The sequence below is a fragment of the Amycolatopsis sp. NPDC051373 genome, from assembly GCF_040689465.1.
In the GTDB taxonomy this organism is placed as follows: Bacteria; Actinomycetota; Actinomycetes; order Mycobacteriales; family Pseudonocardiaceae; genus Amycolatopsis.
In genome coordinates this window covers 57,990-73,633 of record NZ_JBFBAE010000024.1, presented here as the reverse complement: position 1 = coordinate 73,633, position 15,644 = coordinate 57,990, and the positions used below count along the sequence as shown (strand labels likewise).

The window sequence follows — 15,644 nt, the reverse complement described above, 5'->3', positions numbered from 1 at the left end:
CATGAGGAGGAGGGTCATGGCCCCCACGACCCGCATCCGGAGGATCGCGCGAAGGCGTGGTTCTCTGCTGCTGTCCGCCGCGGCCGCCGCCACGCTGCTGGCGACCGCCGCGTGCGGCGCGGCCGCGCCGAGCGGCTCGGGCGACGCCGCCGCGCCACCGAACAAGGACGACAAGCTCACCCTCACCGTCTACAGCAAGTTCACCGACCGCGAGTACGGCGTGGTCACGGCCGCGCTGAACAAGCTGAAGGCCAAGTACCCCAACATCACCATCAACCACGAGGGCAACCAGGACGACGACAAGCTCACGCAGTCGATCCGCGGTGGCAACCCGCCCGACGTGGCCATCTCCTTCTACACCGACAACCTCGGCGCGTGGTGCTCCACCGGCAGCTTCACCGACCTCAAGCCGTACCTGGACCGCGACAAGATCGACGTGAACCAGATCCCCCAGGCCGTGCGTGACTACACGTCGTACCAAGGCAAGCGCTGCGCGATGCCGATGCTCGCCGACGTCTACGGCCTGTACTACAACAAGGACATGTTCGCGGCGCACGGCATCTCCTCGCCGCCGAAGACCACGACCGAGCTGCTCGAGGACGCGAAGAAGCTCACCGAGTTCAACCCGGACGGCTCGATCAAGACGATGGGCTTCATCCCGGCGATGCCGTTCTACGCCAACCAGGCGCAGTACTGGGCCCCGAACTTCGGCGCGCAGTTCATCGGCCCGGACGGCAAGTCGTCGATCTCGTCCAGCCCCGGCTGGAAGGCGATGTTCGAATTCCAGAAGAAGCTCATCGACTTCTACGGCGGCCACGACAAGGTCGAGAAGTTCAAGGCCGGCCTCGGCGACGAGTACTCCGCCGACAACGGCTTCCAGAAGGGCAAGCTGGCGATGATGTACGACGGTGAGTTCCGCACCGCGTTCATCAAGGACCAGACCCCGACGCTGAACTACGCCACCGCGCCCGCGCCGGTGCTCGACAGCATGGCCGACCACTACGGCGCCGGCTTCGCCACCGGCACGATCATCGCGATTCCCAAGGGTGCCAAGAACCCCGGCGCCGCGTGGGAGCTGATCAAGCAGGTCACGCTCGACACCGACACGCTCGTGGACATGGCCAACGGCCTCAAGAACGTGCCCAGTACCACGGCTTCGCTGTCCTCGCCGAAACTCGACGCACCGCCGCAGTTCAAGACCTTCCTCGACATCTACGGCAGCGGCAAGCTGGTCGCCAACCCGTCCACTCCGATCGGTGACGCCTTCCTCAAGGCGGTCAACGACTTCGCCGAGAAGTGGCAGGCCGGTTCGGTACCCGACCTCGACGCCGGCCTCAAGCAGGTCGACGCCCAGGTGAACGACGAGCTGGCGCAGAAGGGCGCCGGCGGATGACCTCGGTCCTCCCCACCGAGGCGACGACCCCGCCCGCACCCTCGAAGGTGCGGGCGGGGTCCCGCAAAGCCAAGCGCCGCCGCACGGTGTTCTACTTCATGGCGCCGGCGACGCTGGGGTTCCTGATCTTCTTCGGGTATCCGCTCATCGCCACCGTGTACTACTCCTTCACCCGCTACGACCTGATCAACCCTCCACAGTGGATCGGGTTCGACAACTACGTGCGCATGTTCACCAGTGAGCCGCTGGTGAAAACCGCCGCGTACAACACGTTGTGGCTCGTGATCATCCTGACGATCTGCCGGGTGTTGTTCTCACTCGGCGTCGCTTCGGTGATCTCGAGGCTGAAATCGGGCGTCGGCCTGGTGCGCACGCTGTGCTACCTGCCCACGCTCGCCCCGCCGGCCGCGGCGACGCTCGCGTTCGTCTTCGTGTTCAACCCGCAGTTCGGCCCGGTCAACCGGTTCCTGCACCTCATCGGCATCGACGGCGGCCTCTGGTTCAACAGTCCCGTGATGTCGAAGCCCTCGCTCACGCTGCTGGCGCTGTGGGGTTCGGGCGAGCTGATGATCATCATCCTGGCCGCGTTGCTCGACGTGCCGACCGAGCAGTACGAAGCGGCCGAGCTCGACGGCGCCGGCGCGGTCCGCAAGTTCTGGCACGTCACGCTGCCCACGATCTCGCCGGTGCTGCTGTTCGGTGTGGTCAACTCGATGATCTACGCGCTGCAGTTCTTCACTCAAGCCATCGTGGCGGCGTCCGCCTCGGCGGGCACAGCCGACGTGGCCGGCAACTCGAAGCTCATCGGCGCGCCGGAGAACTCCACGCTGACGTATCCGATCTGGCTTTACGTACAGGGTTTCCGCTACTTCAACATGGGTTACGCGGCGGCGATGGCCGTGCTGCTGTTCATCGTGTCCGCGGCCTTCACATGGGTGCTCGTGAGGCAGCTCAGGAAATCCCAGCACCAGGAGGAGGGGGCATGAACATATGCTCGCGCCGGCCTGTTCATGGCCCCGACCGGGTGCGGGTGCCCCGCAAGAACGGAGTGGGGGCATGACAACGATTTCGGCACCCGCCACGAATCCCGCGCCGGTCCCGCCTCGCGTGCAGTTCAAGCGCCAGTGGGACAAGCGCCTCGGCTTCATCGCGACCCACGCCATCGGCATCGCGCTCGGCGTGATCTTCGTGCTGCCGCTGCTGTTCGTGTTCCTCACCGCGGTGATGAAGAGCGACCAGGCGATGACGTCGAGCCTGTGGCCCACGGAATGGCACTTCGAGAACTTCGTCGAGGTGTTCAAGAAAGCGCCGCTGTTGGAGTACTTCGGCAACAGCCTGCTGTACTCGTCGCTCGCGACGGTCGGCGCGCTCGTGTCGGCCATTCCGGCGGCGTACGGCCTGGCGAAGCTCAAGTGGCGCGGGCAGAACCTGTTCTTCATGCTCACGGTGGCTGCGATGATGCTGCCGCCGCAGGTCACCGTCGTGCCGCTGTACGACCTGTGGGTGCGGATGGGCCTCACCGGCACGCTCGTGCCGCTGATCGTGCCGTACTTCTTCTTCGACGCGTTCTCGATCTTCCTGCTGCGCCAGTTTTTCCTTACCATCCCCAAGGATTACCTGGAAGCGGCGAAGATCGACGGCTGCAACGAGTTCCGGGCCATGACGCGGGTGCTGCTGCCGATGGCCAAGCCCGGAATCGCGGCCACCGCGATGTTCTGTTTCCTGTTCACCTGGAACGACTACTTCGGGCCCCTGCTCTACACCGGTGAGAACCAGGACAACTGGCCGCTTTCGCTGGCCATCGCCTCGTTCCGCGGCATGCACCACGTGGAGTGGAACCTCACGATGGCCGCGACCGCGCTGATCATGGCGCCGGTGATCGTGCTGTTCGTGTTCGCGCAGAAGTCGTTCGTCAAGGGCATCACGTTCACGGGAGTCAAGGGATGAAGCTGGCAGTCGTCGGTGGCGGGTCCACCTACACGCCGGAACTGGTCGACGGCATCGCGGGCCGCAGGTCCACTTTGGATGTCGACGAGATCGTGCTGATCGACCCGGACGCCTACCGCGTGGAGACCGTCGGCGGGTTCAGTCAGCGGCTGCTCGACCACGCCGGGCACCCGGCTCGGGTCCGCACCACCGCGAACCTGGAAGAAGGTGTCGAAGGCGCGTCGGCCGTGCTCATCCAGCTGCGGGTGGGCGGGCAGAAGGCACGGGCGTCGGACGAGACGTTTCCGCACGCGTGCGGCTGCGTCGGCCAGGAGACGACCGGCGCGGGCGGCTTGGCGAAGGCCCTGCGCACGGTGCCGGTGGTGCTCGACATCGCCGAGCGCGTGCGCAAGGTCGCGGGTGACGACACGTGGATCGTGAACTTCACGAACCCCGTCGGCATCGTCACTCGGGCGCTGCTGCAGGAAGGCCACCGCGCGGTGGGGCTGTGCAACGTTGCGATCAACCTACAGCGGAAGTTCGCCAAGCTGCTCGGCGCGTCCACGGGAGACGTGCGGCTCGTCCACACCGGACTCAACCACCTGAGCTGGGAGCGCGGCGTGCTCGTCGACGGCGTCGACCGGCTGCCCGAGCTGCTGGACAAGCACGCGGAGTTCCTGGGCGAGGAGGTGACCGCGCCCGTCGAGTGGATGCGCCGGATGAACGCCGTGCCGTCGTACTACCTGAAGTACTACTACTCGCACGACGCGCAGGTGGCCAAGCAGCTCACGGAACGCCCGCGCGCCGAGGTGGTGAGCGACGTCGAGGAGGAGCTGCTGAAGATCTACCTCGACCCGGAGCAGGTCACCAAGCCTGATTCGCTGGAGAAGCGCGGCGGCGCGTACTACTCGGAGGCGGCCGTGCAACTCGTGCACGCGCTGACGGCGGGCGGGCCGGCCGAGGAGCACGTGGTGAACGTGCGCAACGACGGCACGTTCTCCTTCCTGCCCGACGACGCGGTGATCGAGGTGTCGTCCACTGTGGATCCGAATGGTGCTCGGGCGATTCCGCAGCCGACGGTGGAGCCGCGCTTCGCCGGCCTCATCGCCGCGGTCACGGCCTACGAGCACCTCGCCCTCGACGCCGCCGTGAAGGGCGGGCGTGACCGGGTGGCCGACGCGCTGCTGGCCCACCCGCTCGTCGGCCAGTACACCAAGGCCGACCAGCTGGCCGATTCCCTCGTGTCGATCAACCGCGATTTCCTGCCGTGGGCGCGCGGATGAGCGAAGCCGGGCCCGCGGTCGTGGCGATCGACGGGGGGAACAGCAAGACCGAGGTGCTCGTGGTGTCGCGCGAGGGCGGTGTGCTCGCCGAATCGCGCGGCCCCGGCGCCTCGCCGCAGAACGTCGGCGTCGACGGCTGCGTCGCGGCGCTGGAGACACTGGTTCTTTCGGCCTTGACGTCGGCGGGTCTGCCGGCGACGCGGCCGTTCGGCGTGCACACCTCGGCTTACCTCGCGGGGCTGGACTTTCCGCGTGAGGAAGAGGCGCTGCACGTCGCGTTGTTCGCGCGCGGCTGGAGCTCCACGTTGCATGTGGGCAACGATGTGCTGGCGCTGTTGCGCGCGGGCAGCTCCGACGGCACGGGCGTGGCCGTGGTGTGCGGCGCCGGGATCAACGGCGCCGGCGTCGGCCCGGACGGGCGCGTGCACCGCTTTCCCGCGCTGGGCAAGATCTCCGGCGACTGGGGCGGCGGTTACCGCCTCGGTGAGGAAGCCCTGTGGTGGGCCGTGCGCGCGGAAGACGGCCGCGGGCCTTCTACCGCGTTGCAGGCGGCGGTTTCGGGCTTCTTCGGTGTTTCGAGAGTGTTCGACGTGGTGCAGGGCCTGCACTTCAAGGAGATCGACTCCGCCCGGATCCACGGGCTGTGCCCGCTGCTGTTCGACGTCGCCGCCGGCGGCGACGAGGTCGCGCAGCAGGTCGTGACGCGGTTCGTGGAGGAGGTCAGCGTGTTCGCCGCGGTGATCCTGCGGCAGCTGGACCTGACCCAGTCCGCACCCGAGGTGGTGCTCGGCGGGGGAGTACTCACGGGCGTCGGCCCGTCGGTGATCTCGGAGATCGAGCGGCGCTGCCTGAAGGTGGCACCGCGGGCGGTGGTACGGGTGGTCGACGTGAACCCGGTCGTCGGCGCGGCGTTGTTCGGCCTCGACGAGCTGGGTGCTTCCGCGGCGGCCAAGGCCGCGCTGAAGGCCGCCACTCAACGGATCTGACGCGTTCGGCGGCGGTGTCCCGTGTGGACGCCGCCGCCGTCGTCGTCGGCCGGGGTCAGCCCACGATGTTCTTCCCGGTCTCCAGCACGGACTTGAGGTCGGAAAGCACCCAGGCCCAGCCGCCACCGGCGTTCTCTCCCGGCCCGGCGTCGACGTTCTCCATCGCCCCCGACGCCAGTGCCGCGTGTCCGGGTGCGTCCGTGACGTCGTGGGTCACGGTCAGTCTGGTCCCGGCGGTCTTGGTTTCCTCGATGTCGTACGTGAGCGTGGTGTAGGGCTCCGCGACGAGGCTCGGGTCCATCAGTAGCTTCCACGTGATCACGAGCTTGCGCGGCGGGTCGGACTCGAGCACTTCGCCGTCCAACAGGTCACTCGTGAACCCCGCGTCGATGAACTCCTGCGTCGGCTTGGTGCGGTGCTTGCCGCCCGTCTTGAGGTCGAACTCGGCCAGCCCTGAGTACCCGTACTTCTGCGTCCACTCCGGCTTGGTGATCGCGTCCCAGATCGCCTGCGGCGTCGCCTTGATGTACACGCGGTTGACCTGCACGGTCTTGGTCTCGGTCATTTCGGTGGCTCCCTCTCCAGATCGCTCTTGAGCTCCATCAGCGCCGACAGGTGGCGCTCGGTGTACTTGTCGATCCACCGGTCGTGGATCTCCCGGATCGGTACGGGGTTGAGAAAGTGGAGCTTCTCCCGCCCCTCCTTGCGCGTTACGACGAGGCCGGCCTCCTCGAGCAGCTTGAGGTGCTTCATCACCCCGAACCGCGTCATGTCCACTTCGGACTCCAGCTCGGTGAGCGTGCGGCCGTCACGCTCGAACAGCCGGTCCAGCAGACCCCGGCGGGTCGGATCCGCCAGCGCCTTGAACACCAGGTCGTCGTCAGGCACACGACGAGGATAGGTGACCAAAAGGTCACCTGTCAACCCGCGCTCGAATCAGGGGGTGGTGTTTGTGCTGATCAGCGAGTTCGGCTGCTCGCCGGCGACCGACCCGTCACCCGCTTGAACGCCGCACTGAACGCGCTCTCCGAGCCGTACCCCCAGCGCGCCGCCACGGATGCGACCGTGCGGCCCTCGGCCAGCTCCCGGGTCGCGCCGGAGATCCGCCGGTGCAGCAGGTAGTCCATCGGCGACAACCCCACCAGGGCCTTGAACCGCGTCGCGAACACCGTGCGCGACAGGCGCGCCTCGGCCGCCAGCCGGGCGACCGTCCAGCCGAACGCGGGACGCCGGTGCATCGCGGCCAGTGCGGCGCCGATCGCGGGGTCGCGGAAGCCCGACAGCCACGCGGGTTGCGCGCCCGCGCCGAGGAGCGCGCGCAGCACGTGCAGGGAGAGGATCTGCGTGAGGTGCTCACGCATCGCGCCACCGCCCGGCCGGCCGGTGGTTTCGAACGCGAGCAGCCGCAGTGTCGAGCTCAGCGCCGTGTCCGGATCGGTGATGCGCATCGAGGAACCGAGGTCCTCCAGCAGCACCGCCACCGCGGGGTCGGCGAAGTCCAGGGTGGCGCCGACCAGGGTGACGTCCGAGGCGGCTCCGGTGTGCCCGTCGGTGCCGGTGAACACGCTGCGGGCCTCGACCGGCGCGACGTCCGGCGTGCTGGCCGTGACGTACGCGGCGTCGCGGCCGACCAGGTAGGTGTCGCCGGCGGCCAAGGAGACCGGGGCGCCGCCTTCAGGGAGCAGCCAGCACGAGCCCGCCGTCACGGTGATCACCTTGGGGTGCGAGCCGCCGAACCGCACCGCCCATTCGCCGCCCGCCGTCAGCCGGGCCGGGAGAGCCGGGCGCACGGCCGCCATCGACAGGACGTCCGCAAGTGGGTCCGGACGATCCAGCACGAGCTCCGAACGCTCACTCATGGTCGGCACCCTCCGCTCTGCCTAGCGTTGAAGGCACCGAAGAAAGGAACCTCCGTGCAATACCAACAACTCGGCGCCACCGGAACTTTCGTGTCCAGGATCGCACTCGGCACCATGACGTTCGGCGGCTCGGGCACCGCGCCGTGGAACGTGATCGGCGGACTGGACCTCAAGGCTGCCGACGAACTGGTCGGCATCGCCCTGGACCAGGGCGTGAATCTCATCGACACGGCCGACATGTACGCCCGCGGTGAGACCGAGGAGATCCTCGGCAAGATCCTCAAGGGCCGCCGCCGCGACGTGGTGCTCGCCACCAAGGCGTACTCGCGCATGGGCGCCGGCCCCAACGAGGTGGGGCTCTCCCGGCTGCACCTCAGGAACGCGATCGACGACAGCCTGCGCCGCCTCGGCACCGACCACATCGATCTCTACCAGATCCACGCCCACGACCACCTGACGCCGCTCGACGAGACCCTGGCCGCCCTCGACGACGCCGTCCGCCAGGGCAAGATCAGCTACGTCGGCACGTCCAACACCTACGCCTGGCAGCTCGCCAAGGCCCTCGGCGTCGCCGACCTGCGCGGCTACCCGCGGTTCGTGTCGCTGCAGGCGTACTACTCGCTCGTCGGCCGTGATCTCGAGCGCGAGCTGCTGCCGCTGGTCAACGAGGAGAAGCTCGGCCTGCTCGTCTACAGTCCGCTGGCCGGCGGCTTCCTCTCCGGCAAGTTCACGCGCGACAGCCAAGACGCCTCCGGCCGCCGCGCCCAGGCCGACAACCCGCCGCTCGACCGCGAGCGCGGCTACGACATCGTCGACGCCCTGCGCAAGGTCGCCGAGCGCCACGATGTCGGCGTCGCCCGCGTCGCGCTGGCCTGGGTGCTCGCGCAACGCGGCGTGACCAGCGTGATTGTCGGCGCCAAGCGGCCCGACCAGCTGCACGAGAACCTCGCCGCCGTCGATCTGGAGCTCACCGGGCAGGATCTCGCCGAGCTGGACGCCGTCAGCGCGCTGCCGCTCGAATACCCGGCCTGGGCCCTCAACGGCGCCTACCCGTCGCGCACTCCCTAGAGCAAGGCGCCCAGCGGCAGGATCAACGCGATCGACACCACCGAGATCACCGTCTCCATCACCGACCAGGTTTTCAGCGTCTGCCCCACGGACATCCCGAAGTACTCCTTGACCAGCCAGAACCCGGCGTCGTTCACGTGTGAGAAGAACAGTGAACCGGCGCCGATGGCCAGCACCAGCAGGGCGTTGTGCGTCGGGTCGAGGGTGGCAGCGAGCGGCGCGACGATGCCGGCGGCCGACACGGTGGCGACGGTCGCGGAGCCCGTCGCCAGACGGATCGCCACGGCGACGAGCCAGCCGAGCAGCAGCGGCGACAGGTGGGCGCCGGTGGACAGGTTGGTGATCACGCCGCCGACGCCGGCGTCCACCAGCGTCTGCTTGAAGCCACCGCCCGCGGCCACGATGAGCAGGATGCCGGCGATCGGGGCGAGAGAGTCGCTGATGATCGACGACAGTTTCGCGCGGTGCAGGCCCGCCGGACGGCCCAGCGTGACCAAACCGACGAGGACCGCGAGCAGCAGCGCCACCAGCGGGTCGCCGACGAAGTCGAGCACGCGGCGCACGGCGTTTTCCTTGCCCAGCAGGATGTCCGAGAGCGCCTTCAGCAACATCAGCGCCACGGGCAGCAGGACGGTGGTCAGCGTCGCGCCGAAGCTGGGCCGCTTGTCGACCTCGGTGCTCTCCGACTCGGGCACCAAGCGCTGCGGCGGCGTGGCGTCCGGCACCCACCGCGCGGCGACGCGGCCGAACAGCGGGCCGGCGATGACCACCGTCGGAATGCCGACGAGCAGGCCGAGTGCGAGCGTGATGCCCACGTTGGCGCCGAGCGCGCCCGCCGCGGCCAGCGGGCCGGGGTGCGGCGGGATCAGCCCGTGGAGCACGGACAGGCCCGCGAGCGCCGGGATTCCCAGCAGCAGCACGGGTTTCCCGCTGCGCTTGGCGACCAGCAGCACCACCGGGATCAGCATCACGAGGCCGATCTCGAAGAACATCGGCAGCCCGATCAACGCGGCCACCAGCGCCATTGCCCACGGCAGCCCGGCGCCGTGCACGCGCCCGAGGATCGTGTCCACGATCCGGTCCGCACCACCGGAGTCGGCCAGCAGCTTGCCGAGCATCGCGCCGAACGCGATCAGCAAACCGACCGAAGCGACCGTGCTGCCGACGCCGCTTTCGAAGCTCTTCAACAGCTTGTCCACGGGCATGCCGGCCACGATGCCGAGCACGCCGGAGCCGATCGTCAACGCCAGCAGCGGGTGGAGCTTCAGCTTGCTGATCAGCACCACGATCACGGCGATGGCGAGCACCGTCGCCAGGATCAGGCGGGTGTCGTGGCCGGTCCAGCCGGCGGCGAGGGTGGTCATGCACGCTCCTGGAACGCGTGAAGCGCCGCCTCGACGAGGGCGGCGGGAGGTTCGGTGATCTCGACGACGTAGCCCGGCTCGTCCGGCTGCAGCGGTTCGAGGTCCGCGAGCTGGGAGTCGAGCAGCGAAACGGGCATGAAGTGGCCCTTGCGGGTCTGCATGCGCTCGGCGAGCACATCGCGATCGCCGTGGAGGTGGAGGAACCAGACGCTGCCGCCGGCTCTCAGCTCGTCGCGGTAGCGGCGTTTCAGTGCGGACGACGACACGATTCCACCGGACTCCTGGTGCGCCGCGATCCAGTGCGAGATCGCTTGCAACCAGGGCTCGCGGTCGGCGTCCGTCAGCGCGTGGCCGGCGGTCATCTTCTCGATGTTGGCCTTCGGGTGGAAGGTGTCGGCCTCGGCGTACTCCACGCCCAGGCGCTCGGCCAGCGCCTCGCCGACCGTCGTCTTCCCCGAGCCGGAAACGCCCATCACGACGATGACGGTCATCCGCACCTCCTTGGGTCCGCACGAGTCAAGCCCAAAAGTACTACTTATTCAAGAAGAAGTAGTACTTAATCGAATCAGAGCGGTAAGTTGGCCGGATGGGGAGCGATCGGCACGAGGAAGTCCTCGCCGTGCTGGGCGCGGCGATCGCCAACGGCGAGCTGGCGCCCGGCGCCGTGCTGCGCTCCGACGAGCTGCAGGAACGCTTCGGCGCCTCGCGCACGGTGGCGCGCGAGGTCGTGCGCGTGCTGGAAACGATGGGGCTCACCACGAGCCGCCGCCGCGTCGGCGTGATCGTGAGCGATCCGGCCGGGTGGAACCACTACGACCCGCGCCTGATCCGCTGGCAGCTCGATGGCTCCGGGCGCGCGGCGGCGCTGCGGACGTTGACTGAGCTGCGTTCGGGCGTCGAGCCGTCGGCCGCGCGGTTCGCGGCGCTGCGCGCGACGCCGGAGGACCGCGGCCGGCTGCGCGCGCTGGGCCACCGCCTGGAGGAGGCAGCGCGGGCGCGCGACCTGACGACGTTCCTCGGCCACGACATCGCGTACCACGACCTGCTGCTCACCGCCTCGGGAAACGCGATGTTCGCGCAGCTGTCCTCGGTGGTCGCCGAGGTGCTCGCGGGCCGCACCTCCCACGGCCTGATGCCCGAGGAACCGCAGCCCGAAGCCGTCGCGCTGCACGTGGAGGTGGCCGTGGCCGTGGATGCCGGCGACGCCGATCGAGCCGAGCGCGCGATGCGCGACATCGTGGACCAGGCACGGGACGAAATCGCCGCCGCGGTGTCGAGTAATCTCGGCGAGCAGTAATCACAGGCACTGAAATCACCGGCGTTTCGCCGGCCGGGCGCCGACCCGGCGGCGGCACCGGAAACCACGTTCCCGGGGGGCTACTGGTGAGCGCGGCACGCGCGATCGGCTTGATGCTCGGCCTGGCGGCCGACGGCGTCATCGGCAACCCCCGCCGCCGCCCGCCCGTCACGGCGTTCCGCCGCTTGGCGACGCTGGGCTCCGGCGCTGGGCGGGGCGGGGATTCCGCCGCTGCGCTGCGCGCGGGGGGCGGTGTTGCAGTTGGGATGCCTGGGGAATCTGCGGTCGTGCACACGGCCGGCGCCGAAGCTGTCGGTGCGCCCGCCGGAGAGTTCGCCGCCTCGATGTCCGCCCGCGTTGCCGTCGCCGGCCTCGGCCTGGCGGGTGGCGCCGTTGCGGTCGGCCTGGTCGCCGAACGCGCCGTGCGCGACCGTCCCGTGGTGCAGGCCGTGGTCACGGCCGTCACGACCTGGGCGGTCGTCGGCGCCGCCGGCCTCGCGACGCAGGGCACTGAGCTCGCGCGCGACCTCGAAGAAGGCCGCCTCGAACCCGCGCGCGGGACACTGTCCGAACTGGACCCGCGCGTCGCCGACGGCCTCGGCATGATCGCGCTTTCCCGTGCCTCCGTGGAAACTCTGGCCGAGAACACGTCCGAAGTGGTCGTCGCGCCGTTGCTGTGGGGCGCGCTTGCCGGAGTGCCGGGGTTGCTCGCGTCGCGGACCATCAGCGTCCTCGCGCGCGGCTCGGGGGGTCACTGGCTGGTCGCCCGGCTCGACGAGCTCGTCCACCTCGTGCCGACACGTATCGCGGCCGCCCTCACCGTGCTGGCCGCTCCCGTCGTCGGCGGCTCCGCCGGCGGCGCGTGGCGGGCTTGGCGGCGGGACACGATCGCCCACCCGAGCCCCAACGCGGGCCGCGTGGAGGCCGCGTTCGCCGGTGCGCTGGAGATCCGCGTCGGCGGGCGCACGGTGTACCCGCACGGGGTGGTGGAGCTGCCCGTGCTGGGTGTCGGGCGTAACCCGGACGCCGGTCACGTCACGCGCGCGGTGGAGCTGTCGCGGGTCGTCGGCTGGCTGGCGGGCGCGACTTCGGTGACGGTGGCCGTCCTCGTCGGCGCGCGCCGACGTCGTCGCAAGTGAATCAGTCGCAAGTGAGTCAGCTGCGCCGCTGAAGGTGCTCCAGTGCGGCCGCGTCCAACGGCCCGCCCCGCGCCGCCAGCTTCCCCGAGATCCGCTCCCGGTCGGCCGGCGTCTTGTTGCCGCCGTACTTGAACTTCGCCTGCACCGACGTCACGGTCAGCTCGATCCCGCGGATCCCCGGCAGCAGCCGCCGGTCGGGGGCGTCGACCGAGGACACCGGCGTGCGGCCGCTGCCCGGCTCGAAGTGCCCGAGCTGCCGGTTGAGCACCTCCGCCTTCTCGGCCGGATCGTCGACGATCCGCACGTCGCAGGCGAGCTGCGCGGTCGCGTAATACGACGTCGGCACGCCCACTGCCGGATCGTCCGCGGTGTTCCAGTCCGACCGGATGTAGGTGTACTCGCCGATCACCGTCAGCAAGGCTCGCGGGTGCTCCTCCAGCAGCGGCCACACCGGGTTGGGCCGCGCGAGGTGAAGCCACACCGTGGCCTCTCCGTCGAAGGTGAAGTGCGTCGGGACGACCACCGGGAGGTCTCGGCCGCGGCCGCCGGCCACGAGCTGGCCGAAGTCGTGGCTCTTGAGCCACTGCCGCCATTCCGCGTCGTCTCCGGCGTCCCAGGGGTGGATCAGCATGACACCGAGTATCGCCCGACGAAGTGGCCCCGAAACAGGGCCAGTTCCAGGCTGGAGCAGGAGACCACTTGGCTGCCGCTTTGGCTACGCCGAGGGGGTGAACTCGTCTTCGTCCTCGGCCAGCATCTCCGCCACGGACTTGCGGCGCGTGCGCTCCGGCTTCTCCGTGGTCAGGGCGCCACCGGGCTTGAGCTCCCGGATCGTGAAGTACAGCCAGCCCAGGAGCGCCATGCTGCCGAACGCCAGCCACTGCAACGCGTAGGAGAAAAACGGCCCCGAGTCCAGCTGCGGCAGTGGCAGCGCGCCGAGCACACCGGGCTGGTTCTGGTCGAGCTGGAAGTAGCCGGGCCGGATCTTCAGGCCGGACGAGCGCGCCACCACCTGCGAGTCGACGGTGTAGCTCTGCAGCTTCCCCTTCGTCGACGCGTCGGAGAACGCGTCGCGGTGCTTCGGGTCCACCTCGTCGCTGCGCACGCGCGCGACCACGGTGACCTGGCCGCCGGGCGCGGCGGCGTAGGGGAGCACGCCCGACTGGTCGTCGAGCCGCACGTAACCGCGGTCGATGAGATAGACGGTCCCGTCGGGCGCGCGCAACGGCGTGAGCACCTCGAACGCGGCCTCACCCTGCACGGTCCGCAACCGCGCGACGACCTCCGCCGACGGCAGGTACGTGCCCGTGATCGACACGAGGTGCCATTCCGTCTGCTGGTCGGGCGTCGCGTCGGCCGGCATCAGCTGGGCGGCGGGCGCCGGCTGGGCCGTGAACGACGCGGTGAGCGCGTTGTTCTGGGCCTCCTGCTCGGCGTCGCGCCGGAACTGCCAGGGCGCGAGAAGGGTGTAGCAGCAGACGGCGAAGGTGAACACCACCACCGTCAGTGCCAGCCAGCCGGGCCGGAGCAGAAACCGCAACCGCACCCCTCCACGGTAGGCCGTCGCCCCCACCGGGCGCGCGGCGACCTCTCCCACCTGTGATTTCCCCGGGACAAACCGGCCCTAACCGTGCGCGCGCACCCAGTCGAGAACGGCAGGCATCGCGCGCTCGATCATCGCCAGCACCTCCTCGAAGCCCTCGTCGCCGCCGTAATACGGGTCCGGCACCTCCGCGCCGACCTTCGCCGACGGATCGAACTCACGCAGCAGCCGCACCTTCGCCGGATCCTCGACGCGCCCGCGCAGGAAGTCGAGGTGCCCCTCATCCGCAGCCAGCAGCAGATCGGCCTCCAAGTCTTCGTCATTCACCTCCGACGCGACGTGCTGCGTCGGGTAACCGTGTGCGCGGAGTGTTGCCTGCGCCCGCCGGTCCGCGGGCTCCCCGGCATGCCACGGCCCGGTGCCGGCACTCGACACCTTCACGACGTCCGCCAGCCCCTCCTCGGCGAGCTTCGCCTGGAACACCAGCTCCGCCATCGGCGAGCGGCAGATGTTGCCTGAACACACGAACACGACAGTCAGCACGGGTTTCCTTCACTCCTCGGGTGGGTGGCTCGGGTGGGTGGTTCGGACACGAGAAAGCCCTCCAGGGTTCTCGGATCGCTGGAGGGCTTTCTCCGGGGTTTTCCGTTACGGGTCAGCGTCCGAGCTGTGCCAGGAACGCCGACCAGCCGTCACGCGTGGCCGTCAGGTGCCCGGCCGGCCGGTCCTTCGTGTCGCGGATCCCGACGAGGTCGGTCGCCACGGCGACCTCCACGCAATCCGAGGTGTTCTGCGACCGGCTCGACTTCCGCCAGCCGGTGAAATGCTGCTGTTTCATGCCGCTGTCTCCAAGTTGCCGAGGACCTCAGCGATGAGCGTTCGTGTCTCTTCAGGACTCATCGCAACGTCCTGAACTCTATCGATCGCCAGCTGGTAGGCCTCGACGTCGGCGGGCTGGTGGAAGAACAGAGCGGATCGCCGGTTCTCGATCTGCACCACGGGTGTCCGGTCGGCGAACTCCAGCAGCACGAACGGCCCTTCCAGTGCGGGGTGCCAGCCCGCGGACTCCGGGATAGCGCGCACCGTGACGTTGCCCCAGCGGCTCGCTTCATCGAGCGCGCGCAGCTGCTCCGCCATGACCGCCGGGCCGCCGATGTTCCTGCCCAGGGCGGTTTCGTCGAACAGGGCGAGCAGTTTCGCCGGGCGCTCGCGCCGTGTGATCGCGTCGCGGCGTCCGATCCGAACCGCGACCCGGGTCTCGACGTCACTCGCCGGCACCCCACCGGCACCGATGATGGCGCGCGCGTACGCCGAGGTCTGGAGCAGGCCGGGAACGATCAGCGGCGAGACGTTCACGATTCGCGCCGCATCGCGCTCCAGCTCCAGCAACGCGGCGAGCTGGCGTTGCTGCTCGGGCAGGCCTGAGGCGACCCAGTGCCTGCCGTCACTGTCGCGGGCGAGCTCCACCAGTTCTTCGCGCAGGTCGGGATCTGTGCCGAGCGCCCCGAGCACCGTCGCCACGTCGATCGGCCGAGGGTTCCGCTCGCCGGACTCCCAGCGGCCGATGGTGGTGTGCGCTACTCCGATTCGCGCGGCCAGCGTGCGCGCACTGAGCCCGGCGTCTTCGCGAGCTCTGCGGAGTTCGGCGCCGACGGCGCGCGCTCTCGGAGTGGTCCCAGCCATGCGCCACAGAAAACCACACACAGCGTGGCGAACGGTTACCCCGATCGGTGCATTGTGCCGAACGGTGCCATCGATCATAGTCTCCCGGCTTCACGCGGCACCG

General features: G+C 69.4%; 18 protein-coding genes. 8 read left to right on the top strand and 10 right to left on the bottom strand.

The window, feature by feature from the left end:
• Nucleotides 1-16 precede the first annotated feature (16 nt).
• From AB0383_RS36100 to AB0383_RS36080, 5 genes are all read left to right on the top strand, one after another.
• Nucleotides 17-1,393 carry an extracellular solute-binding protein gene (locus tag AB0383_RS36100; RefSeq protein ID WP_366189706.1) on the top strand — a complete coding sequence of 459 codons (1,377 nt, stop codon included), beginning with the start codon at nt 17-19 and terminating at the stop codon, nt 1,391-1,393.
• A complete protein-coding gene (locus AB0383_RS36095; RefSeq protein ID WP_366189705.1) occupies nt 1,390-2,379 on the top strand; it encodes a sugar ABC transporter permease in 990 nt (329 codons plus the stop codon). Before AB0383_RS36100 ends, AB0383_RS36095 begins: the two co-directional genes overlap by 4 nt.
• A 70-nt stretch (nt 2,380-2,449) precedes the next feature.
• Nucleotides 2,450-3,340 carry a carbohydrate ABC transporter permease gene (locus tag AB0383_RS36090; protein WP_364187835.1) on the top strand — a complete coding sequence of 297 codons (891 nt, stop codon included), beginning with the start codon at nt 2,450-2,452 and terminating at the stop codon, nt 3,338-3,340.
• Entirely contained in the window at nt 3,337-4,602 is a 1,266-nt protein-coding gene (locus AB0383_RS36085; protein ID WP_366189704.1) for a 6-phospho-beta-glucosidase, read from the top strand. The genes AB0383_RS36090 and AB0383_RS36085 overlap by 4 nt, the downstream gene beginning before the upstream one ends.
• Nucleotides 4,599-5,588, top strand: coding sequence for a BadF/BadG/BcrA/BcrD ATPase family protein (locus AB0383_RS36080; RefSeq protein WP_366189703.1), 990 nt, complete (start codon nt 4,599-4,601; stop codon nt 5,586-5,588). Before AB0383_RS36085 ends, AB0383_RS36080 begins: the two co-directional genes overlap by 4 nt.
• A 55-nt stretch (nt 5,589-5,643) precedes the next feature.
• Here the strand turns inward: AB0383_RS36080 and AB0383_RS36075 are convergent, their stop codons facing one another.
• From AB0383_RS36075 to AB0383_RS36065, 3 genes are all read right to left on the bottom strand, one after another.
• Complete coding sequence (locus AB0383_RS36075; protein ID WP_366189702.1) at nt 5,644-6,153, bottom strand: SRPBCC domain-containing protein; 510 nt, start codon at nt 6,151-6,153, stop codon at nt 5,644-5,646.
• The gene (locus AB0383_RS36070; RefSeq protein WP_366189701.1) at nt 6,150-6,476 is read right to left on the bottom strand and encodes a metalloregulator ArsR/SmtB family transcription factor; all 327 of its coding nucleotides are present in this window, start codon (nt 6,474-6,476) and stop codon (nt 6,150-6,152) included. Before AB0383_RS36070 ends, AB0383_RS36075 begins: the two co-directional genes overlap by 4 nt.
• A 71-nt stretch (nt 6,477-6,547) precedes the next feature.
• A complete protein-coding gene (locus tag AB0383_RS36065; RefSeq protein WP_364187821.1) occupies nt 6,548-7,447 on the bottom strand; it encodes an AraC family transcriptional regulator in 900 nt (299 codons plus the stop codon).
• A gap of 90 nt (nt 7,448-7,537) precedes the next feature.
• On the opposite strand from AB0383_RS36065, the gene AB0383_RS36060 reads away from it, so the two are divergent.
• Nucleotides 7,538-8,515 (top strand): aldo/keto reductase, encoded by a 978-nt coding sequence (locus AB0383_RS36060; RefSeq protein ID WP_366189700.1) that lies wholly within the window; start codon nt 7,538-7,540, stop codon nt 8,513-8,515.
• Here AB0383_RS36060 and AB0383_RS36055 read toward each other — a convergent pair.
• The gene (locus tag AB0383_RS36055; RefSeq protein WP_364187815.1) at nt 8,512-9,879 is read right to left on the bottom strand and encodes a gluconate:H+ symporter; all 1,368 of its coding nucleotides are present in this window, start codon (nt 9,877-9,879) and stop codon (nt 8,512-8,514) included. The genes AB0383_RS36060 and AB0383_RS36055 overlap by 4 nt on opposite strands.
• On the bottom strand, nt 9,876-10,370 hold the full coding sequence (locus tag AB0383_RS36050) for a gluconokinase (RefSeq protein WP_364187813.1): 495 nt from the start codon (nt 10,368-10,370) through the stop codon (nt 9,876-9,878). The genes AB0383_RS36055 and AB0383_RS36050 overlap by 4 nt, the downstream gene beginning before the upstream one ends.
• A 95-nt stretch (nt 10,371-10,465) precedes the next feature.
• Here AB0383_RS36050 and AB0383_RS36045 point away from each other — a divergent pair, with 95 nt between their 5' ends.
• Together AB0383_RS36045 and AB0383_RS36040 are read left to right on the top strand one after the other, a co-directional pair.
• Entirely contained in the window at nt 10,466-11,176 is a 711-nt protein-coding gene (locus tag AB0383_RS36045) for an FCD domain-containing protein (protein ID WP_366189699.1), read from the top strand.
• An 86-nt stretch (nt 11,177-11,262) separates the two neighbouring features.
• Nucleotides 11,263-12,315, top strand: coding sequence for a CobD/CbiB family cobalamin biosynthesis protein (locus AB0383_RS36040; RefSeq protein ID WP_364187809.1), 1,053 nt, complete (start codon nt 11,263-11,265; stop codon nt 12,313-12,315).
• A gap of 16 nt (nt 12,316-12,331) precedes the next feature.
• Here AB0383_RS36040 and AB0383_RS36035 read toward each other — a convergent pair whose 3' ends face one another.
• The 5 genes from AB0383_RS36035 to AB0383_RS36015 form a co-directional block, all read right to left on the bottom strand.
• On the bottom strand, nt 12,332-12,946 hold the full coding sequence (locus AB0383_RS36035) for an FMN-binding negative transcriptional regulator (RefSeq protein ID WP_366189698.1): 615 nt from the start codon (nt 12,944-12,946) through the stop codon (nt 12,332-12,334).
• 84 nt (nt 12,947-13,030) lie between these two features.
• Nucleotides 13,031-13,861, bottom strand: coding sequence for an SURF1 family cytochrome oxidase biogenesis protein (locus tag AB0383_RS36030; protein WP_364187803.1), 831 nt, complete (start codon nt 13,859-13,861; stop codon nt 13,031-13,033).
• A 78-nt stretch (nt 13,862-13,939) separates the two neighbouring features.
• Nucleotides 13,940-14,401 (bottom strand): low molecular weight protein-tyrosine-phosphatase, encoded by a 462-nt coding sequence (locus AB0383_RS36025; RefSeq protein ID WP_366189697.1) that lies wholly within the window; start codon nt 14,399-14,401, stop codon nt 13,940-13,942.
• A gap of 112 nt (nt 14,402-14,513) precedes the next feature.
• Nucleotides 14,514-14,696 (bottom strand): DUF397 domain-containing protein, encoded by a 183-nt coding sequence (locus tag AB0383_RS36020; RefSeq protein ID WP_366189696.1) that lies wholly within the window; start codon nt 14,694-14,696, stop codon nt 14,514-14,516.
• Nucleotides 14,693-15,541: a helix-turn-helix transcriptional regulator gene (locus AB0383_RS36015; protein WP_364187794.1), complete on the bottom strand. Its 849-nt coding sequence runs from the start codon at nt 15,539-15,541 to the stop codon at nt 14,693-14,695. The genes AB0383_RS36020 and AB0383_RS36015 overlap by 4 nt, the downstream gene beginning before the upstream one ends.
• Nucleotides 15,542-15,644 lie beyond the last annotated feature (103 nt).